General features: G+C 49.4%; 16 protein-coding genes. 8 read left to right on the top strand and 8 right to left on the bottom strand.

The genetic code is table 11. The annotated features are described in order from the left end of the window. Positions 1–149: 149 nt before the first annotated feature. Together BIT28_RS11190 and BIT28_RS11185 are read left to right on the top strand one after the other, a co-directional pair. Positions 150–608, top strand: coding sequence for a CBS domain-containing protein (locus tag BIT28_RS11190; RefSeq protein ID WP_075763630.1), 459 nt, complete (start codon positions 150–152; stop codon positions 606–608). A gap of 6 nt (positions 609–614) precedes the next feature. Next, positions 615–1,199, top strand: coding sequence for an acyl carrier protein phosphodiesterase (locus BIT28_RS11185; RefSeq protein WP_075763629.1), 585 nt, complete (start codon positions 615–617; stop codon positions 1,197–1,199). 150 nt (positions 1,200–1,349) lie between these two features. Here the strand turns inward: BIT28_RS11185 and aceA are convergent, their stop codons facing one another. The 3 genes from aceA to BIT28_RS11170 all read right to left on the bottom strand — a co-directional run bounded on the left by aceA (position 1,350) and on the right by BIT28_RS11170 (position 5,896). Then, the gene (gene aceA / locus BIT28_RS11180; protein WP_075763628.1) at positions 1,350–2,654 is read right to left on the bottom strand and encodes an isocitrate lyase; all 1,305 of its coding nucleotides are present in this window, start codon (positions 2,652–2,654) and stop codon (positions 1,350–1,352) included. A gap of 130 nt (positions 2,655–2,784) precedes the next feature. Further along, positions 2,785–4,398 (bottom strand): malate synthase A, encoded by a 1,614-nt coding sequence (gene aceB / locus BIT28_RS11175; RefSeq protein ID WP_075763627.1) that lies wholly within the window; start codon positions 4,396–4,398, stop codon positions 2,785–2,787. A 601-nt stretch (positions 4,399–4,999) separates the two neighbouring features. Next, positions 5,000–5,896 (bottom strand): hydrogen peroxide-inducible genes activator, encoded by an 897-nt coding sequence (locus BIT28_RS11170; protein WP_075763626.1) that lies wholly within the window; start codon positions 5,894–5,896, stop codon positions 5,000–5,002. A 131-nt stretch (positions 5,897–6,027) separates the two neighbouring features. Here BIT28_RS11170 and BIT28_RS11165 point away from each other — a divergent pair, with 131 nt between their 5' ends. Both BIT28_RS11165 and BIT28_RS11160 read left to right on the top strand, forming a co-directional pair. Then, positions 6,028–6,636 (top strand): peroxiredoxin C, encoded by a 609-nt coding sequence (locus tag BIT28_RS11165; RefSeq protein ID WP_075763625.1) that lies wholly within the window; start codon positions 6,028–6,030, stop codon positions 6,634–6,636. Positions 6,637–6,904: 268 nt separating this feature from the next. Next, positions 6,905–7,648, top strand: a complete 744-nt coding sequence (locus BIT28_RS11160) for a copper homeostasis protein CutC (RefSeq protein WP_075763624.1) — start codon at positions 6,905–6,907, stop codon at positions 7,646–7,648. A 60-nt stretch (positions 7,649–7,708) separates the two neighbouring features. Here the strand turns inward: BIT28_RS11160 and BIT28_RS11155 are convergent, their stop codons facing one another. Further along, the gene (locus BIT28_RS11155; RefSeq protein ID WP_075763623.1) at positions 7,709–9,193 is read right to left on the bottom strand and encodes an alpha/beta hydrolase; all 1,485 of its coding nucleotides are present in this window, start codon (positions 9,191–9,193) and stop codon (positions 7,709–7,711) included. A 274-nt stretch (positions 9,194–9,467) separates the two neighbouring features. Between BIT28_RS11155 and ppk2 the strand changes: the two genes are divergently transcribed. Next, a complete protein-coding gene (gene ppk2, locus BIT28_RS11150; protein WP_075763622.1) occupies positions 9,468–10,271 on the top strand; it encodes a polyphosphate kinase 2 in 804 nt (267 codons plus the stop codon). Positions 10,272–10,373: 102 nt separating this feature from the next. On the opposite strand, the gene phoU is transcribed toward ppk2, so the two are convergent. From phoU to BIT28_RS11130, 4 genes are all read right to left on the bottom strand, one after another. Continuing rightward, positions 10,374–11,084: a phosphate signaling complex protein PhoU gene (gene phoU, locus BIT28_RS11145; RefSeq protein WP_075763621.1), complete on the bottom strand. Its 711-nt coding sequence runs from the start codon at positions 11,082–11,084 to the stop codon at positions 10,374–10,376. An 11-nt stretch (positions 11,085–11,095) separates the two neighbouring features. Beyond that, positions 11,096–11,914, bottom strand: coding sequence for a phosphate ABC transporter ATP-binding protein PstB (gene pstB / locus BIT28_RS11140; protein ID WP_075763620.1), 819 nt, complete (start codon positions 11,912–11,914; stop codon positions 11,096–11,098). 19 nt (positions 11,915–11,933) lie between these two features. Continuing rightward, positions 11,934–13,547, bottom strand: a complete 1,614-nt coding sequence (gene pstA, locus BIT28_RS11135; protein WP_075763619.1) for a phosphate ABC transporter permease PstA — start codon at positions 13,545–13,547, stop codon at positions 11,934–11,936. A 61-nt stretch (positions 13,548–13,608) separates the two neighbouring features. Then, on the bottom strand, positions 13,609–15,834 hold the full coding sequence (locus BIT28_RS11130) for an ABC transporter permease subunit (RefSeq protein WP_075763618.1): 2,226 nt from the start codon (positions 15,832–15,834) through the stop codon (positions 13,609–13,611). Positions 15,835–16,096: 262 nt separating this feature from the next. Here BIT28_RS11130 and BIT28_RS11125 point away from each other — a divergent pair, with 262 nt between their 5' ends. Genes BIT28_RS11125 through ppx form a run of 3 tightly spaced genes read left to right on the top strand, consistent with a single transcriptional unit; the run spans position 16,097 to position 20,235 of the window. Further along, on the top strand, positions 16,097–16,600 hold the full coding sequence (locus tag BIT28_RS11125) for a glycine cleavage system transcriptional repressor (RefSeq protein ID WP_075763617.1): 504 nt from the start codon (positions 16,097–16,099) through the stop codon (positions 16,598–16,600). A gap of 46 nt (positions 16,601–16,646) precedes the next feature. Further along, the gene (gene ppk1, locus BIT28_RS11120) at positions 16,647–18,743 is read left to right on the top strand and encodes a polyphosphate kinase 1 (RefSeq protein WP_075763616.1); all 2,097 of its coding nucleotides are present in this window, start codon (positions 16,647–16,649) and stop codon (positions 18,741–18,743) included. Continuing rightward, entirely contained in the window at positions 18,736–20,235 is a 1,500-nt protein-coding gene (gene ppx, locus BIT28_RS11115) for an exopolyphosphatase (protein ID WP_075763615.1), read from the top strand. Before ppk1 ends, ppx begins: the two co-directional genes overlap by 8 nt. The last annotated feature ends 2 nt before the right edge of the window (positions 20,236–20,237 follow it).

Raw genomic sequence — 20,237 nt, 5'->3', positions numbered from 1 at the left:
ACATATATGAAACATCGCTATAACTTGTGAAATATTTGACTAGCGTCATAGGTAGTGAGGCAGGGATTAGCTACATTCAAAGAGCAAGCTAAGTGAAACCGGTAAGTTGACGATAAATGGATGAATAACTAGTCGCTACGGAGGCTTATATGTTTACTGTCGCAGATATGATGACACCGCACCCGCATACCCTAACCTCTGCCCATACTTTGGCCGATGCAAAAAAACTCATGGAAGAGAAAGGAATTCATCACGTCCCCGTTACGGACAAAGACAACCACCTGATAGGTCTTGTCAGCCAGCGTGATATTCTTTCTGCTCAAGAGTCGAGCCTTGAGCAAACTCATCAATCAAGCTTTATCTCTGCGCTTGATATTCCTCTCGAGCAATGTATGCACAGAAACCTCAGCAATGTTGAACCGCATGCCGGGCTAAAAGAAGCCGCAATCTATATGCAAAAACATAAAATTGGCTGTTTACCGGTTTTGCACCAAAATAAACTGGTCGGGATCATCACAGATTCTGATTTTGTTTCTATTGCAATCAATTTGCTTGAGATACAAGAGGAAGTGGAGCCGACTGAACAAGGTGACGCCAACTTCTATTAGGATGGTATGAATTTTCTTGCGCATCTCCACCTTGCCGATCGCTGCTGCAGCCATATGGCGGGCAATTTGCTGGCTGATTTTGTCCGCGGCGATCCCTATCAACAGTACCCCCTGGCGGTCGCTGACGGCATCAAGCTCCACCGCTTTGTGGACAGTTACATCGACGCCATGCCTGAAGTGCTGCAGTGTCGGCAGCTCTTCACCACTGATACCAGGCGAGTTAGCGGTATAGCCCTCGATATTGCCTGGGATCACTTTCTGGCCAAACACTGGCCGCTCTATCATCCCCTCGCGCTCCCGGATTTCGTCTCACAGGCCCGGCAGCAGGTTGAGCAATATCAGGATAACCTGCCCGACAGCTATCGACTGACCATGTCGCGTATGTGGCAGCAACAATGGTTGCTGCAGTACCGGGACCAACGCACAATCACCACAGCGCTGGAACGAATGGCTCTCCGGCGCCCCAAACTACACCAGTTGGCGAATTGCCCTGAGCTGATAGACAAGCATTACGACACCCTTGAGCTGCGATTCCATGCAATTTACCCGCAAGTGATCCGGGCGACACACACTTACCGTTCGCAGCAGTAGCCCCTATCAGACAAAAAAAGGGAGCGCCAAGGCGCTCCCGAGGTCATAACATAAGAAGAGGTCTTTCTATAGTTATGTGTCACATCAATCTCTGTAGCAATAGCTACGGATAACCCAAAAATAACAACGAGTTGCTAGGATAAAGCGAATTTAAAACTGATCTTCCTCTGTCGACCCTGTCAGAGCTGTCACGGAAGACTGGCCCCCCTGAATGGTATTGGTCATCTTATCGAAATACCCCGTACCGACCTCCTGTTGGTGAGCAACGAAGGTATACCCCTTCTCGGCCGCCTCGAACTCAGGGCGCTGTACTTTCTCGACATAGTGACGCATCCCTTCACCCTGGGCATAGTCGTGAGCCAGCTCGAACATGTTGAACCACATATTATGGATACCGGCCAGCGTAATGAACTGGTACTTATAGCCCATATCTGCCAGTTCCTGCTGGAACTTAGCGATAGTTTCAGCATCCAGGTTTTTCTCCCAGTTAAACGATGGCGAGCAGTTGTAGGCAAGTAACTGATCCGGGTATTGTTCATGAATCGCTTCGGCGAACTTGCGCGCCTCTTCGAGACAAGGCGTTGCCGTTTCACACCAAATCAAATCTGCATACGGTGCATAGGCCAGACCACGAGCTATCGCCTGATCAATACCGGCGCGAACCCGGTAGAAACCTTCTGCGGTACGCTCACCTTCAATAAAGTCCTTGTCATACGGGTCACAGTCCGAGGTCAGCAAGTCAGCCGCATTGGCATCAGTTCGGGCAATAACCAGCGTGGTTGTGCCTGCCACATCCGCCGCCAAGCGGGCTGCCACGAGTTTCTGTACCGCCTCCTGGGTAGGCACCAGCACCTTGCCGCCCATATGGCCACATTTCTTCACCGATGCCAGCTGGTCTTCGAAGTGCACCCCTGCGGCACCAGCATCAATCATATTGCGCATCAGCTCGTAGGCATTGAGAACGCCACCAAAACCAGCCTCGGCATCGGCAACAATCGGCAGGAAGTAATCAATACCGTCTTCCGGGCTACCACCGTTCGACCACTGGATCTGGTCAGCACGGCGGAAGGAATTATTGATGCGCTTCACCACTGCCGGCACCGAGTCAACCGGATACAATGACTGATCAGGGTACATGGTCGAAGCCGTGTTGTTATCGGCAGCGACCTGCCACCCTGACAGATAAATGGCCTCTATACCTGCTTTCGCCTGCTGGACCGCCTGGCCGCCAGTCAGCGCCCCCAGGCAATTTACATATCCTTTCTTCGCCGAGCCATTGACCAGATCCCAAAGCTTGTCAGCGCCGCGCTGAGCGATTGTGTTGGCCGGTGCAAAAGAACCACGCAGGTTAATCACCTCTTCGGCCGTATAGGTACGCTTTACGTTTTTCCAACGTGGATTCTCGGCCCAATCTTTTTCAATAGCTTCAATTTGTTGCTGGCGAGTCAATGTCATAATGATGTCCCTCGTTTCATTTGGCGATAATCCGTTTAACGTTTTCGTTATCGGTAGACTTCTTTTCTCAGGCTTTCGGGCCCTGCCAACAGCACAAATAAGCAGTTCCCTGTTAATTACTGTCTTTCTGCTACTTCAAATATTCATAACCCGGCAGAGTCAGGAAGTTCACGAGCTCGTCACTGGTCGTTAGCTGCGACATCAACATCGCCGCTTCCTGGTATTGCCCCTGATTGAACATGTCAGTGCCCAACTCCTGTTCGAGCACGACCATTTCTTCGCTTAGCATCTGCTCAAATAAGGACTTGGTAACCACTTCCCCATTGCTCAATGCCTTACCGTGCTTGATCCACTGCCAAATCGACGCCCGGGAGATTTCCGCCGTGGCAGCATCTTCCATCAGACCATAAATTGGCACACAGCCGTTGCCGGAAATCCAGGCTTCAATGTATTGCACCGCGACTCGAATGTTATGGCGCATGCCCTCATCGGTCCGGTCTCCGTCACACGGTTCCAGTAACTCCTCAGCAGTAATCGGCGCGTCGTCTTCACGACTGACATCCAGCTGATTTTGCCTTGTACCCAATGTGTCATCGAAAATAGCACGGGCTGTATCCGCCAGGCCGGGATGAGCAACCCAGGTGCCGTCATGGCCGTTGTTGGCTTCCAGTGCCTTGTCGGTCTGGATCTTGTTGAGCACCCATTCATTGCGCTCCGGATCTTTCGACGGGATAAAGGCGGCCATTCCTCCCATTGCAAACGCGCCTCGGCGGTGACAGGTACGGACCAGCAACCGGGAATATGCGTTCAGAAACGGTTTCTCCATCGTCACCACCTGGCGGTCCGGCAAAATCCGATCCGGGTGGTTCCGCAGTGTCTTTATGTAGCTAAAGATATAGTCCCAGCGCCCGCAGTTCAGACCGACAATATGATCTTTCAGGCTGTATAGGATCTCATCCATCTCAAATACCGCTGGCAGCGTTTCTATCAACACCGTGGCTTTTATCGTCCCTCGCGGCAAACCAAACTCATCTTCGGTAAAGCTAAATACATCGCTCCACCACGCAGCCTCCTGATAGGCCTGCAGCTTGGGAAGATAAAAGTAAGGGCCGCTGCCTTTTGCCAATAACTGCTTGTAGTTATGGTAAAAGTACAAAGCAAAATCAAATAAAGATCCGGGAATTGGCTCGCCCTGCCACAACAGGTGCTTCTCCGGCAGGTGCAGGCCTCGGACCCGGCAAATCAAAACAGCCGGATCATCATGGAGCTGATACTCCTTCCCTGTTTCCGGATTGGTATAGGCAATCGTGCCGTTGACGGCATCACGCAGGTTTCGCTGGCCTTCCAATACTTCATCCCAGGCCGGTGCAAACGAGTCTTCAAAGTCAGCCATGAACACTTTGACGTTGGCATTGAGAGCATTGATCACCATCTTGCGATCAACCGGCCCGGTAATTTCAACCCGGCGATCCTGGAGATCGTCCGGGATATTACGGATGGTCCAATTCCCAGTGCGAATATCAGCGGTATCTTCAAGAAAGTCCGGTAAGCCGCCAGCATCTATGGCCAGCTGTCGACGCTCTCGGGCCGCCATCAGCTCCGGGATACGTAACGCAAAGCGCTGCACCAATCGCTCCACGAACTGAAAGGCATCTTCATTTAAAATCTCTTTCTGCTGCTCAGTTAATAGCGTTTGCAGAGATAGCTTTACTTCATGGTTAGGTGGCGTTTGTGTATCCGTCATTTTTCGCTCCCTTGCAGCTGTAACTTAATCACCACTTTTATCAGCAGTCAGTATCAGGGGTATTCTGACACTCGTTGTCTTAACGCTTTATTTACGTTGCCGCAACAAATTGGCAATTGCAAATAACCCTGTTTATGAGGCCAAAGGACATTTACCAGCTAACCAATTAAAATCAACAACTTAATAAAAATAGAGCAATAACTCAAAACACTGAATTAAAACAATTTTCAGGGAAATGCTCGGTTTTTGGCAGGAAAGACAAATTGGCAGCAAAATGTAACCAGTTACGTAATTTAATTACAAAACAAGGCTATTCAAACCCCTGTGTAAAAAGGCGTTTCAAACATGGCAATGTGCTAAAGACGGGCTACTATCGATTAAATAACAACCAGTTATTCGACAGTGTGAAACTACTTTTATACATTGGTGGAATAGTTGCGTAATCAATCAATTTCATTTATTCGCAAAACGAAACAGAATAAACCTACAAAAAGCCTTGTTTATAAAGGAAAAAATGGGATTTAAATATATCGTTTGAAGTGCAGGGTTTAGAATAAAGTGCTGACAGAACGAAAAATCTGCCAGCACATTGTCGGTAAGGCTACAAAAGCCCCTCAACAATCTCGGCAAGTCGATGGAAGGTACGACTGCGACTCGAGGTAGGACGCCAGACAAGGCCGATTTCTCGGTATGCCTCCTGGCCAGGTGGTTCAATGATCACCAGGTTCTGGTTATCCAAAATCCCATGATCGATGGCCATCTGTGGAATGAAGGTCGTCCCCAATCCATTCGCAACCATTTGAACTAAGGTGTGTAGGCTAGTGGCTGTAAACGGATTTATCTTCTCCTTACTGGTCAGCTTGCAGGCAGAAACTGCGTGCTCAGTCAGGCAGTGCTCTTTCTCTAGCAAAAATACCGACTCATCCGGTAAGTCTGCATAGCGTAACGGCACATTGACCTGCTCCGCCTGATTCTTGCTGATAACCATCTTAAAGGCATCACGTCCCACTGTCTGACTGTGCATTCCGTTGATTTCAACCGGCAATGCCAATATCAGTACATCCATCTCGCCATTGCGAAGGGCTGCCAGCAGGTTGGTGGTCGTATCTTCACGCAATAACAGATTAAGGCTTGGGTGCAGGCGATTCACTTCCTGGACAAGATCACACAATAAGAAAGGAGCAATGGTGGGAATACAGCCAACCCGTAGCTGGCCGTCCATACCGTCGCCAGTACAATTTGACAGCTCCATCAAGTCCTGGCTGCGGGCAAGCAGTTCCCGGCTTCGGATCACTACGTCTTCACCCATAGAGGTAAACACCAGAGACTTGTTATCACGTTCGATCAGCTGGCAACCAATGAGTTCCTCGAGGTTTTGAACCCCCGAGCTTAATGTCGACTGACTGACAAAGCACTTCTTGGCGGCTTCACCAAAATGACGGGTTTCAAATAAAGTTACTAAATAATGTAGCTGCTTGAGAGAAGGAAATTTATTCATCGTATTTTTCGATTACATCAATCTATTTATTCCGCTTTTTCCAATCTAACAGTTTCGTTATAGTTTGTCTCGTCCAAACACGGAGCCAACCAAGAAGGTCGGCAACAACCGAATATTTCAGGAGCACCATAATGGTACTAGTAGGTCGTCAAGCACCAGATTTTACTGCTGCAGCTGTTCTAGGTAACGGCGAAATCGTTGATAACTTCAACTTTGCAGAGTTTACTAAAGGTAAAAAAGCGGTAGTTTTCTTCTACCCACTAGACTTCACTTTCGTTTGCCCATCTGAGCTAATCGCTTTCGACAAGCGTTTCGAAGATTTCCAGGCAAAAGGCGTTGAAGTAATCGGTGTTTCTATCGATTCTCAGTTCTCTCACAATGCATGGCGTAACACTGCTGTTGAAGACGGCGGTATCGGTCAGGTTAAGTACCCTCTAATCGCTGACGTTAAGCACGAAATCTGCAAAGCGTACGATGTAGAGCACCCAGAAGCAGGCGTTGCTTTCCGCGGTTCTTTCCTAATCGACGAAGACGGTCTTGTACGTCACCAGGTAGTTAACGACCTACCACTAGGCCGTAACATCGATGAGATGCTACGCATGGTTGATGCACTAAACTTCCACCAGAAGAACGGTGAAGTTTGCCCTGCACAGTGGGAAGAAGGCAAAGCAGGTATGGATGCATCGCCAAAAGGTGTTGCTGACTACCTATCTGAGCACACTGCAGACCTAGGTAAGTAATTACCCATTAACACCATGCTCACGGTGTTAATTAGGCAACAAACGCAATAGCGTAAAGCCAAAGTCAGCCAATAGGCAAAAATAGAATGAGGCCCGGACACACCGGGCCCTTTTTATTTCTCTTATCTCTTATCTCTTATCTCTTATCTCTTATCTCTTATCTCTTATCTCTTATCTCTTATCTCTTCATATTCTTGATCTGATTAACCCTCCGGCAAGCAAAGATCCACTACACTGCTTCCATCATCTACCTCCCTGATTAATCGTCATGAAAATTCAACACCTAGAAGTTTGTATCGATAATATCGAATCGCTGCATTACGCCCAGCAAGGCGGGGCAACCCGTATCGAGCTGTGTTCATCGCTTGCACTTGGTGGCCTAACCCCAAGTATCGGCTTTATGAAACAAGCAGCCAGGCACGCCTCTATTCCCGTCTATGCCATGATTCGGCCACGCCAGGGGGATTTTTTATTTTCGAGTGATGATATAGAAATCATGCTGGCAGACATTCATGCCGCCAAGCAAGCTGGCTTACAAGGCGTAGTCGTCGGTGTGCTCGATGCCCACAGCCTGGTGGACGAAAGCTGTCTGCGCAGTTTGATAAAGGAAGCCGGCGGGCTAGGCGTAACCTTCCACCGTGCTATTGACCAGTGCATTGACCCGATGACCGCCCTCGATAGCATCATGAGCGCAGGCTGCGAGCGAGTGCTTACATCTGGTTTGCAGGCCAAAGCCTTGGATGGTGCTGAAATGCTAGCGGAGATGGTCAAACATTGTGGAGACAGCCTCAATATTATGGCCGGTGCCGGTATCACGGCAGACAACGTGGCCGAGATTGTTCGAAAAAGCGGAGTAAAGGAAATACATTTGTCAGGGAAAAGCACCCGGCCAAGCCAAATGCTTCAGTATGCAAATCAGGCCCATATGGGCAGTAGCAATGTCGATGACTTTACAATCCCCGTTACCTCCGCAGAAAAAATTGCGGCAGTCATTCGCTCTCTAAAAAAATAACTGCAATGTAAACAGCCTGCGCTAAGACAGGCTGTTTGACTAACTTGTTATCCGCTTTAATTACCAACCAATAACATCTTTGGCAGGATGCGAAGTGTCAGAAGCAATCATAAATGACTTATTCTGTGAAAGTGCGCTTGCATCACATGTCTCATCAGAAATCTTGGTGTCCGGATCCAGCAGATATGCAGTTGTCTTTTGGTCAACACAGCTAATATTACTGTAGCTGAAACCATGATCAACATAATTATCAACGGTAATCAGTGATGCCGAATTACCAAAAGCATCAACCATCTCCTCAGCCCAGCTATACGGAGTAGCCGGATCATATTGACCACCAATGATAAGGATCTGCTGACCTCCAAGCGCTGATTCCATATTTGAAACAGTTGCAATAGGATCCCGTTTGGCTGGCCAATCAATGCACATACCCGCTGTAGAGTAATATGTGTCCAGACCATAAAGCGCTGAAGCTAGAATATAGCGATCTTTTGAGTTAACTATCTCATTAGTTGTTAGAGGAGAACTCTCATCAGTACAAACCACGGCCTTAAATAACGCACTACCACGAAGATCATCAGGTGATTTTGAGAGGTGTGAAACAAATGGCCAATCATCATTATCCGACAACGCTTTTTTTATCGGCGCGGCACTGTCTTGAACCAATAACGTCATTAGTCCGGGCTTTATTTTTTGCCAGTCTCCCGATGTTTCCCGAGCTACTGTCAAGCCAAGTGTAAAGCTCCCTTCTGCTAGCGTTAGATCCACATCATTGGCTGAGTACGTTGAGTTAGCAAAGAGGCTATCAACGATAGTCTGATAGCGGCTACTGAGTGCGAAGTCATGCCCTAAACGGTAATCAGCAGCCTTTCCATAGCCAGCCGTATTATCAACCCGCATTTCGATGTAGTTATCATCCAATGGCGACATTGATGAATCAAGCACAATAGCACGCACCTTGTCGGGGAAAGTATGCGCATACAGTGAACCAAGCCGAGTACCGTATGAATAACCCAGGAACGTCAGCTTTTCATCGCCTAGCAGGTTCCGCAGCATATCCATATCTTTCACAACAGTGTTACTACCTAAAAATGGCGCAACTTGAGAATAAGTAGCAGAACAATCGCCCTGTTTATTGCTTTGCGCAACGGCACAGTCAGTTAACTCTTTGGCAAAAACACTCTGGCCGGTGCCGCGAGGATCCATGCCAACAATATCAAAGCGATCCAGGATTTCCTTTGGCAATTCCTTCTCAACCATGTACCCAGCCCCACTCACCGCCTCCGCACTCGGGCCTCCGAAGTTAAGCAATAGCGCCCCGATTCGATTGGCAGGATCATTGGCTTTATGTACACCATAATAAATATCAACCTGCTCACCATTCGGATTATTATAATCTTTCGGTGCTTTCATAAAGCTGCAAGTCATATTAGAAGGGCAAGTCTGCGTCGCGTAGTTATCCTTGGCAAACTGGTTATCACCTCCACCGCCACCACATCCAGCCAACAAAAGGCTAACTAATAAACCTAGCGTTTTCCTGTACATCTTTTTTCCTTTTTTATTTTTCTAATCAATAAATTGAAACGTTTTTATCCCATCCGCCGAATATGAACACAATTAGATATTAATATCAATGACATCCAACCAGTGCATTTCAGACATAAATAGGACAATTGTGATATTTTGTCCTTTGGTCACATTTCATTCAACAAGAACCGAGCAAGCTAGCAACCGCAAACAAGTTCATTCGTCATGTTCATAATTCAGGATTATTCTTAAGAAAGTAAAACCATACAGTCACCAGCAAATGGAGTGCGAAATGACCTCAGACAAAACCGTCAAAAAGCTCAAGAAGAAAGACTATGAGAATGAACTAAAACGCCTGCAGGTTGAGCTCGTTAAATTGCAAGAATGGATAAAGCACAGTGGTTTAAAGGTAGCGGTTATTTTTGAAGGCCGAGATGCGGCAGGGAAAGGCGGCGTCATCAAGCGGATCACCGAAAAGCTCAACCCACGGGTTTGTCGTATTGTTGCCTTGCCTGCTCCGACCGAAAAAGAGAAAACCCAGTGGTATTTTCAGCGTTATGCCGCTCATTTGCCTTCGGCCGGTGAAATGGTTCTGTTTGATCGCAGCTGGTATAACCGCGCCGGGGTCGAAAAAGTAATGGGCTTTTGCACCGACAACGAATACGAAGAGTTTCTTCGTTCATGCCCCGAGTTTGAGCGTATGCTGCAACGCTCGGGAATTATATTGCTAAAATACTGGTTCTCGGTATCTGACGAAGAACAGGAAGCACGCTTTCTCGAACGTATTCATACGCCGATAAAGCGTTGGAAATTCAGCCCGATGGATCTTGAGTCCCGCGATCGCTGGGCAGAATATTCAGCCGCCAAAGACCGTATGTTTGCCTACACCGATACCAAACAGTGTCCATGGTGGGTGGTCGATGCCGACGACAAGAAAAAAGCACGCATCAACTGTATCTCCCATTTGCTGTCCCACATTCCCTATGAAGAGCTCCACTACCCTCATATCGATCTCCCCGAGGTCAATAAAGAAGGGTATGTCAGAGCACCAGCTGACAGCCAGACATTTGTTCCGAACTTGTTTAGCAAAGATTAGCTCGAATCGAGTATTAGGTTCACCTCTAATTCTCTCCGGCTCAAAATCAAAACCGGAGAGCACTTAACAGAGGAATACTGAGACAGAATACACAAGGGAAGGTTACTTCAGGATACTCTCTATCTCTTCCTGGCTGGTATGGCGAATATCCTTGCCTTTGACGAAATAGATGATGTATTCGCAAATATTCTGGCATCGGTCACCAACCCGTTCAATGGAGCGGGCTGACCACATCACCTGCAGTACATTCGGGATTGAACGCGGATCTTCCATCATATAAGTCATTAACTGACGAATAATAGCTTCGTATTCGCGGTCTATCCGGTCATCCTCCTGATAGACCTCAATGGCCGCCTTAACATCCATTCGGGCGAAGGCATCCAGCACCTCGTGCAGCATTCGAACAGCATGCTGCCCCAGCGCTTCCAGTGATACCAGCAGGTTATATTGCTTGTTGGTGAAGTTCTCCAATGCCACCTTGGCGATGCTTTCTGCAACATCACCGATCCGCTCCAGATCGGTAATGGTCTTGATGATCGCAATCACCAGACGCAGATCGCTGGCTGTCGGCTGACGTTTGGCAATGATCCGGGTGCAGGCTTCATCAATCGCCACTTCCATCGCATTGACCTTGTGATCATCTTTGATCACCCGCTTGGCCAGCTCTGCATCCTGCTTGTGCATCGCCTTGAGTGCATCGGCCAGTTGCTGCTCGACCAAGCCACCCATTGCCAGCACATGGGTACGGATACTTTCCAGCTCCGCGTTAAACTGGCCGGAAATATGACGGCCAAGACTTAAATTATCCAACATGGTTTGGTTCCTTAACCGTATCGACCCGTGATGTAGTCTTCTGTTCGTTTCTCTTTGGGCGTGGTGAAAATATCATTGGTATTGGCATATTCCACCAGCTCGCCCATATGCATAAATGCCGTATTATCCGACACCCGCGCAGCCTGCTGCATGTTATGGGTAACAATTATCACCGTGTACTTGGTCTTGAGCTCATTGATCAGCTCTTCGATGGTCAGGGTCGAGATCGGATCCAGAGCCGATGTCGGCTCATCCAACAGCAAGACCTCCGGCTCAATCGCTATCGCCCGGGCAATAACCAGCCGCTGCTGCTGGCCCCCTGAAAGTCCGAACGCATTTTCATGGAGGCGGTCTTTGACCTCGTCCCACAGTGCAGCGCCACGCAGGGAGTTTTCGACGGCATCATCAAGCACACGGCGCTCCTTGATCCCCTGGAGGCGCAAGCCATAAATCACATTCTCATAGATGGATTTAGGAAACGGATTCGGCCGCTGGAACACCATGCCGACCCGACGGCGCAAAGAGGCCACATCCACCTTGCTGTCATAGATGTTCTGCCCATGTAGCATGATTTTGCCTTCGACGGTGCAGCCCTCGACCAGCTCGTTCATCCGGTTGATACAACGCAGCAAGGTCGACTTGCCGCAACCGGACGGACCGATAAACGAAGTAACCTGCCCCTTGGCTATCCGCATATTGATATTATACAGAGCCTGTTGCTTGCCATAATGCAGATCAAGCCCCTCAATCGACATGGCCGTTTTCTCTTCGGGTAACTTTGTTAAATCTTGAGGCTGAAACAGCCCCATGGTCGAATTAATTGAAAACATGTAAGTTACTGTATCCCCGTTATTGTTCCAAAGAGCGGTACTTTTCCCGTAAGTGGTTTCGAATACCAATCGCCGTCAGGTTTAGCCCTACAATCACCGTCACCAATAAAAACGAGGTGGCATACACCAATGGCCGGGCAGCTTCGACATTGGGACTTTGAAAGCCGACATCATAAATATGATAGCCAAGGTGCATAAACTTGCGATCCAGATGCAAATAGGGAAAAAGGTTATCAACCGGTAACGTCGGTGCCATTTTGACTACCCCGACCAACATCAAAGGGGCCACTTCACCCGCGGCTCTGGCGACCGCCAGAATAAGTCCTGTCATTATAGCCGGGCTCGCCATCGGCAATACAATTCGCCATAGGGTTTCAGCCTGGGTTGCGCCCAGTGCCAGCGAACCGTGACGAACCGAACTCGGGATCCTCGCCAAACCTTCCTCGGTCGAGACAATCACAACAGGCAACGTCAGAATAGCCAGTGTTAGAGCCGACCATAAAATACCCGGTGTACCGAAAGTGGGAGCCGGCAATTGATCAGAGAAAAAGATTTCATCAATCGTTCCGCCGACCATATACACAAAAAAGCCCAGACCAAATACGCCGTAAACAATAGACGGCACACCAGCCAAGTTGATAACGGCAACCCTGATTAACTTGGTAAATCGGTTTTTTCCTGCGTACTCATGCAAATAGATCGCAGCCATCACGCCAAGTGGAGTCACAATGACACTCATCAGCAGCACCATAAACACAGTACCGAAAATCGCCGGGAATACCCCGCCTTCGGTATTGGCCTCTCGGGGATCCTCGCTGACAAACTTGCCAATCTGACGCCCCCAGTGGGCCACTTTTTCTATTGTCGTTAAATTGTTCGGATACCAGATATCCAGCACCTGTTCGAGGGGCAGTTTCACCATGGTACCGGCCATATCGCGCACCAGCAGCGCATCTTGGTCCAGCAGTTTGCGCAGTGCCAACATGCGCTGCTCTATATCAGCATAGCGCTGTTCCAGCTGAAGCCGCTGAGCCGTAATGGCTGGCTGCTTACCCTGTTGACGCTCTTGCTGACGCAGCTGATCAAGCTGGTGGTTAATGGCCGCCACATTCGTTTTCAGCAGCGAGTCAATTTCACCACGAACCCGATCGGCATCCTGCAGCCCTTGCTCCAGCTCTGCAAGCGACTTACTCTGGCCATCATCGATAAAACTAACCGGATAGCCATAAAACTTGCCGTTTTTGATCCGGTCGATGACGGCAATATCATCGGCCAGCGTCTTGCTGGTGATCTGCGTCTCAAGCAAGGTAATAAAATCGAGTTCGACCCTTTCGCGGTTCCCGGTTTTGATCAGGTAGCGAAAAACCCGCTCTCCCTCGATTGCCGACACATCCACGCCGGCTTCTGCCAGTTGGCGTACCGATACCGACTTGGTCTCATAGATTTCACCGATAATGGCCTGCCTGTTGCCATTGATATCAACATCAAACTGGTACACAGGTGCCGGCCAGAAGTAACTCAGCCCCTTCCAGCCTATCAATAGCAACAATCCCAGCACGGCAACCAGGCTCAGGCTAACTGCGCCAGCCGTCAACCATATCCATGGAGAACCCGATTTAAACCAATTACCCATCACTTTGCATTTTCATTTTATCTATCGGTTAGTTTTATCTGTCAGTTAGTGTGCGCTCACATTACAGCGAGCTGTACTTTTCTCTTAGCCGCTGACGAACCAGTTCTGCAATCGTATTGAAAATAAAGGTAAACACAAACAGCACAAACGCAGCCAGGAACAATACCCGGTAGTGCGAACTTCCTACCTCGGTCTCCGGCATCTCAATCGCAATGGTTGCCGACAAGGTTCGCAAACCTTCCAGTATGTTCCAGTCCATGATCGGAGTGTTACCCGTTGCCATCAGCACAATCATGGTTTCACCGACCGCACGACCAAGCCCCATCATAATGGCGGAGAAAATCCCCGGACTGGCCGTTAGCAACACAACACGGGTCAACGTCTGCCAATGTGTCGCGCCCAGTGCCAAGGAACCGCTGGTCAAATGTCCCGGTACCGAAAAAATCGCATCTTCGGCAATCGTAAATATTGTCGGAATCACCGCAAAGCCCATCGCGATCCCGACAACAAGCGTATTGCGCTGGTCATAACCTATACCCCACTCGTTAGTCAGGTACATACGTATATCACCGTCAAACAGCCATTGCTCGACATACGGGCTGACTTCCAGGCAGGCATAGACCAGCAGCACAATCACCGGCATCAGCAATATGATATGCAGTCCGTTTGGCAAACGGTGACGCCACGGCCCCGGAAGCAAGGACCAGCCGATCCCGACCAGCATCATCATCAAGGGGAAGACCACAATAACCATTGCAATACCGGGCAGGTACTCTTCAACGATAGGGGCCAGCCAAATGCCAGCCAGAAAGCCCAGGATCACCGTCGGCAATGCCTCCATAATCTCGACCGTCGGCTTGATCACCCGTCGCATTTTGGAAGACATGAAATAAGCGGTATAAATTGCCCCGGCCAAAGCCATCGGAATAGCAAAAAACATCGCATAGACGGCGGCTTTAAGGGTACCGAATACGACAGGCACCAAACTGAGTTTCGGCTCGAACTCATCACTGGCGGATGTCGATTGCCAAACGTATTCAGGCTCAGGATAGCCTTCATACCAAATTTTCTGCCACAGAGATGAAAAACCGATTTCAGGGTGGCGGTTATCCACCTTGTATAGCTGCCAGTTGTCACCGTTCACGGTCAGCAAACGGTCTGCCCGAGGAGAGATAGCAACCCAGTCGGGTACCTCAGCCAGCAACGGCTCGTTGTAGATATATCCTTTGATTGTCGTGTAATACGCCGAGAGTTCACCGTTTTGGTGTACCGCAAAAAAACCTTTGCGGGCATACTCAGGAACAAGCTGCACCACAGGGCTATCAGGCAGTGCAAAGTGCCGCGCCTTGACCAGTGTTCGCTTGCCCTCGCGAAGTACTTCGAACCACTGCGATACTGCATTGTCACTGGTTGTGATCAACAAGGAGTTCGCGCCCGACAGTAACGTCAAATGCTGCGGCTCTCCCTGAGCTGAACTGACATCGACAACATCGCGGATCACCGAGTTGTCCCCGTTCAGCGCCACCACATACAAATTATTACCGCTCAGCACATACAGCGTGCGGGCATCCGGTGTTACGGCCAGCGCACTGATAGTGTCGGGCAGCCCCTCAATCCCGAACGATATCGCCTGCCAATCCGATGCCTGACCAGGCAGCGCATCCTGGTGGCTGAAAGTCATTACTCTAACTCGCTGATCAGCCGTTACTCCAGCCACGACGGCCTGCTCGGCGCGCACCGATACCGCCAGTTGGCTAATTGCGTGCCCCTCAGGGTCCAGTTGCAGCGGACTCACTCCCAACGGGTAGGCAATATCCGGTGTTGTCTGCTTCATCTCCCCTGTAAACGAAATCCTGAAAGTGGGTTTAAATACCACCACTTCGCCAGAGCGGCCGCCATAGGCAAATACTTCTTCACTCGGCAGGGTACGGGCAAAGCTGACAGGGCTTGCCATAAGCTGATGCTCACCCATAAGTTCGCCGACATTCTTCGGAGCAAGGTTTATGAAGGTCAAATAGCCCTGCAGGGACATCCTATAGGCAATGTTGTTCTGCTCGTTGAGATAAATAGCGGCAGGGTTGTCTGAAAAATCAATGGAGAATGCCTGCTTCGATGTGACGTTAACCGAGGCAAAGATCGGCATGATCACATACAGCAGATAGAAGAAAATCAGGACAAGAGTAATAAGAACAGAAATACCACCAGCGGTTACCCCATAGCGTGCGAGCTTGTCTTTAACTCGGCGGCCAGGGCTGTCCCCACTCAAAAATGCGCTGGCGTCTGCCATTATTACCTCATAGGATTTATACGTTTATCAATAATATTTCTTTTAGATGACAATTATATGACAGCCAGTACGAGTGAGGCCAACACTCCTTTCGATTCCTTGGGCTAATCTATTAGAGTGACATAAAATTGCAATAAAAGGTCATTAGTCTTAATGATTTATGACTATTAACTGATTTCATTGGCCGTTCTCTCGTTGCTTCTGGACAGATATTGCACATGCTCACATAATGAACAAGCCTACTGCGAATAAGGAAGTCGTTATGAAGCACCTCGTTATTACTGTAATTGGTAAAGACCGACCAGGCCTGGTTGAAACCCTCTCAGACACGGTATACCAGAACCACGGTAACTGGCTGGCCAGCAGCCTTAGTAAACTTGCCGGGCAGTTTGCCGGTATCTTGCAGATTGAAGTCGCCGACCAATATATCCCTGTATTGAGTCAGAGCCTGTCGAAGCTGAATGGGTTACAAATCCATATTGTCGAAGATGACAGCAAGGCCGTTCCGGTCACAACGCTGCACAACCTCACCGTCACCGGTAACGATCGTCTCGGCATCGTCAAAGAAGTCACAGCCAAGCTCAACCAGCTTGGGATCAATATCAATAAGCTCAAAACTGATACCCAAAGCGCACCTAACTGGGGTTACCCGATTTTCTCGGCAAATTTTCAGCTTGAGCTACCATCTGAGCTGGCCCTGGAAACTGTTCAGGACGAGCTGGAACAACTGTCCGATGATCTCAATATCGATGTCGATGACAATTAACGAAGAGGCATAACTTTTAGCCCATAGCTTATCTAATAGGAATACAATGAGTACGGAATCTCTCTATATAGAAAAAGAATTAAGCTGGCTATCATTTAACGAACGTGTACTTCAAGAGGCGGCAGACAAATCCGTGCCGCTGATTGAACGCGTCCGTTTTCTTGGAATCTTCTCCAGTAATACCGATGAATTTTATTCAGTTCGTTTTGCCGATGTAAAACGCCAGATACTGATCAGCCAGGAACAAGGCGGCGATGACAGTGCCAAACAGCTACTCAGCAAAATCCAGAGCCGTGTCCTGAAACTCAACCAGGACTTCGACAGCCTCTATAACGAGATTTTGCTGGAAATGGCACGGCGCCATATTTTCCTGGTCAATGAGCAACAGCTCGACGAGCATCAGCAGAACTGGCTTCGAAAATATTTCCGCAATGCAATTCTGCCCCATATCACGCCCATCCTTCTCACACCGGATATCGATCTGCTTGAATTTCTCAAAGACGAATATTCTTACCTGACCGTCGAAATGCAGCAGGGAGAAAAGAAGGGCCATGCCCTGATCGAGATTCCGACTGATCAGCTACCGCGCTTTATCCAGTTGCCCGAGGCGAAAGGAAAAAGACGCAAAACCCTTATCCTGCTTGATAACATTATTCGTTTTTGTCTCGACGATATCTTCAGCGGCTTCTTCGAATACGACAGCCTGGCCGCCTACTCGATGAAGATGACCCGGGACGCCGAATACGATCTCAGTCTGGAAGTGGAACACAGCTTGCTGGAACAAATGTCTGAAGGTCTGAACCAGCGCCTCACGGCCATGCCGGTTCGCTTCGTCTACCAGCGCGATATGCCAGGCGATATGATTGATGTCCTCTGCGGGCTGCTGAAAGTCTCCAGCTATGACAGTATTATTCCCGGCGGGCGGTACCATAACTTCAAGGACTTTATTGGCTTTCCCAATGTCGGTCGCAACTATCTGGAAAACAAGCCCCTGCCGCCGATCCAAAGCTACCACTTCTCCTCTGCCCGCAATGCCTTTGACGCCATCAAGGCACAGGACATTCTGCTGTACTATCCGTACCATACCTTTAACCACATGACCGAGCTGGTTCGCCAGGCTGCCTACGACCCCAAGGTCCGTGGTATTAAAATCAATATCTACCGGGTGGCCAAAAACTCCCGCATCATTGAGTCGATGATAGATGCCGCCAATAACGGCAAACGGATAACCGTCGTGGTCGAGCTGCAGGCCCGCTTTGACGAAGAAGCCAATATTATCTGGGCCCGCCGCCTGACCGAAGCCGGGGTTCACGTTGTATTTGGTGTCCCGGGGCTGAAAATTCACTCCAAACTGTGCCTGATCACCCGGCGTGAAGGTGACAAGCTGGTCCGCTATGCCCATATCGGTACTGGCAACTTCCATGAAAATACTGCCCGGCTCTATACCGACTTCTCGCTGATGACCTGTGACGACGAAATTACCAATGAGGTACGGCAGGTCTTCGGGTATATCGAAAACCCTTATCGCCCGGTTAAATTCCATCATTTAATCGTCTCGCCGCGTAACTCCCGCTCGCGACTGTATGATTTGATAGACAGGGAGATTGCCCATGCCAAGCAAAACTTGCCATCGGGTATTACACTTAAGGTGAACAATCTGGTCGATAAAGGTTTGATTAACATGCTTTATCAGGCCAGCAGTGCCGGTGTGACCATTAAACTGATCATTCGCGGGATGTGCTCCCTGATCCCCGGCATCAAGGGGATCAGTGAAAATATTACCGCCATCAGTATTGTCGACCGTTTCCTCGAACACCCGCGTGTGGTGGTATTTGAGAACAACGGCGATCCGGACGTGATGATTTCATCGGCCGACTGGATGACCCGTAACATCGATAATCGAATAGAAGTCGGCTGTCCGATCCGGGATCCGGCACTGAAAATGAGAATCATCGATATCCTGAATATCCAGCTAACCGATACGGTCAAGGCACGGGTTATCGATAAAGAAATGAGCAACCAATATGTGCCCCGGGGTAACCGTCGCAAGATCCGTTCACAAATTGCGATCTATGATTACCTGAAGCACTCCGAAAAACAGCTCAGAAAAAAAGCTGAGAAAGCGATGGTTAATAATGACTGATAATCCACGTCCACGCGAGATAGCGGCTATCGATATTGGCTCTAACAGCTTCCACATGGTTGTTGCCCGAGTGATCGGGCAAAGCCTGCAAATTATCAGCCGCCATAAGCAGCGGGTTCAGCTAGCCTCCGGACTCGACGAACACCACAACCTCAACCAGGCAGCGATCCAGCGCGGCCTCAACTGCCTGGCCATGTTTGCCGAGCGCCTGCAGGGTTTCGAGCCGGAGAATGTCCGTATTGCTGCCACCTATACCTTGCGCCAGGCCCAAAATGTCCATGTGTTCCTCAAGCGAGCCGAAAGCATCATCCCCTATCCCATCGAGATCATCCCGGGCACCGAAGAGGCCCGCCTGATTTATCTCGGTGTCGCCCATACCCAGCCGGAAAAAGGCCGCAAGCTGGTGATTGATATCGGTGGTGGTAGTACCGAACTGGTGATCGGTGAAGATTTCAACACCCATTTGCTCTATAGCAAACATATGGGATGTGTCAGCTATAACCAGCACTACTTTGCCAAAGGGAAAATCAGTGCCAAGAACATGGCAACAGCGAAACTGGCTGCCCAGCAGAAAATGGAAAGCATAGCCAACCAGTACCGCAACAAAGGCTGGCAGTATGCCGTTGGTTCATCCGGTACCATCAAGGCGATCCGGGAAGTCCTGATCGGTCAGGGCTACAATGACGGCATTATCACCGGCAAGCGTCTCGGTCAGCTGACAGACAAAATACTCAGCGTCAAAAATGCCGACGAGTTAGATTTACCGGGGCTGAGCGATGATCGCAAACCGGTTTTTGCCGCCGGTGTTGCCATCCTTGATGCGGTTTTCAGTTCATTGAAAATAGACGAGATGCGTTTTTCCGATGGTGCGCTTCGTGAAGGACTGCTGTATGAGATGGAAGACCGGTTTCGCCACAGCGATATCCGCACCCGTACTGCCGATGCGATGGCAACCCAATATAACGTCGATATGGCTCAGGCCAAGCGGGTCAAGGACACCGCCGAATATCTCTATAACCAAATCGAGCCACAGCCAGGGCTGACCAAATCTGAGCTGCTGACACTGCTGGGCTGGGGTGCCTTGCTCCATGAGGCCGGGCTTAGCATCAGTTATCCCGGGTTCCATCGCCATTCCGCCTACCTGCTGCGCTTTAGTACCATGCCGGGATTTAACCTCGAGCAACAGACAGTGCTGGCGACCCTGGTTCGCTTTCAGCGCAAATCTCTCAAACTGGAAGAGATGCCTGAGCTCAGTATCTACAAACGTAAGCACCTCTACCCGCTGATCCGTACCTTGCGCCTTGCTGTGGCGCTTAACGGCCAGCGTAATGAGGAGCCGCTACCGGACATCATGGTCGAAGCCAACAAGGAAAGCTGGCAACTTACGCTACCAGAAGACTGGGAAGCCAGTAACAAGCTACTGGCTGCTGACTTACGGCAGGAACAAGAGTATTGGAGCAAAGCCGGCTGGCAGTTGGCCATTAGCCCTTAAAC

The organism is Photobacterium proteolyticum, assembly GCF_001939735.1.
Classification (GTDB): domain Bacteria; phylum Pseudomonadota; class Gammaproteobacteria; order Enterobacterales; family Vibrionaceae; genus Photobacterium; species Photobacterium proteolyticum.
Note: the sequence above shows the minus strand (reverse complement) of the source record. Positions and strands in the feature narration are given on the sequence as shown.

Bases quoted from the DNA above. Each gene is read 5' to 3' on its own strand.
- BIT28_RS11190 (WP_075763630.1), top strand. From the start codon at position 150: ATGTTTACTGTCGCAGATATGATGACACCGCACCCGCATACCCTAACC.
- BIT28_RS11185 (WP_075763629.1), top strand. From the start codon at position 615: ATGAATTTTCTTGCGCATCTCCACCTTGCCGATCGCTGCTGCAGCCAT.
- aceA (WP_075763628.1), bottom strand. From the start codon at position 2,654: ATGACATTGACTCGCCAGCAACAAATTGAAGCTATTGAAAAAGATTGG.
- aceB (WP_075763627.1), bottom strand. From the start codon at position 4,398: ATGACGGATACACAAACGCCACCTAACCATGAAGTAAAGCTATCTCTG.
- BIT28_RS11170 (WP_075763626.1), bottom strand. From the start codon at position 5,896: ATGAATAAATTTCCTTCTCTCAAGCAGCTACATTATTTAGTAACTTTA.
- BIT28_RS11165 (WP_075763625.1), top strand. From the start codon at position 6,028: ATGGTACTAGTAGGTCGTCAAGCACCAGATTTTACTGCTGCAGCTGTT.
- BIT28_RS11160 (WP_075763624.1), top strand. From the start codon at position 6,905: ATGAAAATTCAACACCTAGAAGTTTGTATCGATAATATCGAATCGCTG.
- BIT28_RS11155 (WP_075763623.1), bottom strand. From the start codon at position 9,193: ATGTACAGGAAAACGCTAGGTTTATTAGTTAGCCTTTTGTTGGCTGGA.
- ppk2 (WP_075763622.1), top strand. From the start codon at position 9,468: ATGACCTCAGACAAAACCGTCAAAAAGCTCAAGAAGAAAGACTATGAG.
- phoU (WP_075763621.1), bottom strand. From the start codon at position 11,084: ATGTTGGATAATTTAAGTCTTGGCCGTCATATTTCCGGCCAGTTTAAC.
- pstB (WP_075763620.1), bottom strand. From the start codon at position 11,914: ATGTTTTCAATTAATTCGACCATGGGGCTGTTTCAGCCTCAAGATTTA.
- pstA (WP_075763619.1), bottom strand. From the start codon at position 13,547: ATGGGTAATTGGTTTAAATCGGGTTCTCCATGGATATGGTTGACGGCT.
- BIT28_RS11130 (WP_075763618.1), bottom strand. From the start codon at position 15,834: ATGGCAGACGCCAGCGCATTTTTGAGTGGGGACAGCCCTGGCCGCCGA.
- BIT28_RS11125 (WP_075763617.1), top strand. From the start codon at position 16,097: ATGAAGCACCTCGTTATTACTGTAATTGGTAAAGACCGACCAGGCCTG.
- ppk1 (WP_075763616.1), top strand. From the start codon at position 16,647: ATGAGTACGGAATCTCTCTATATAGAAAAAGAATTAAGCTGGCTATCA.
- ppx (WP_075763615.1), top strand. From the start codon at position 18,736: ATGACTGATAATCCACGTCCACGCGAGATAGCGGCTATCGATATTGGC.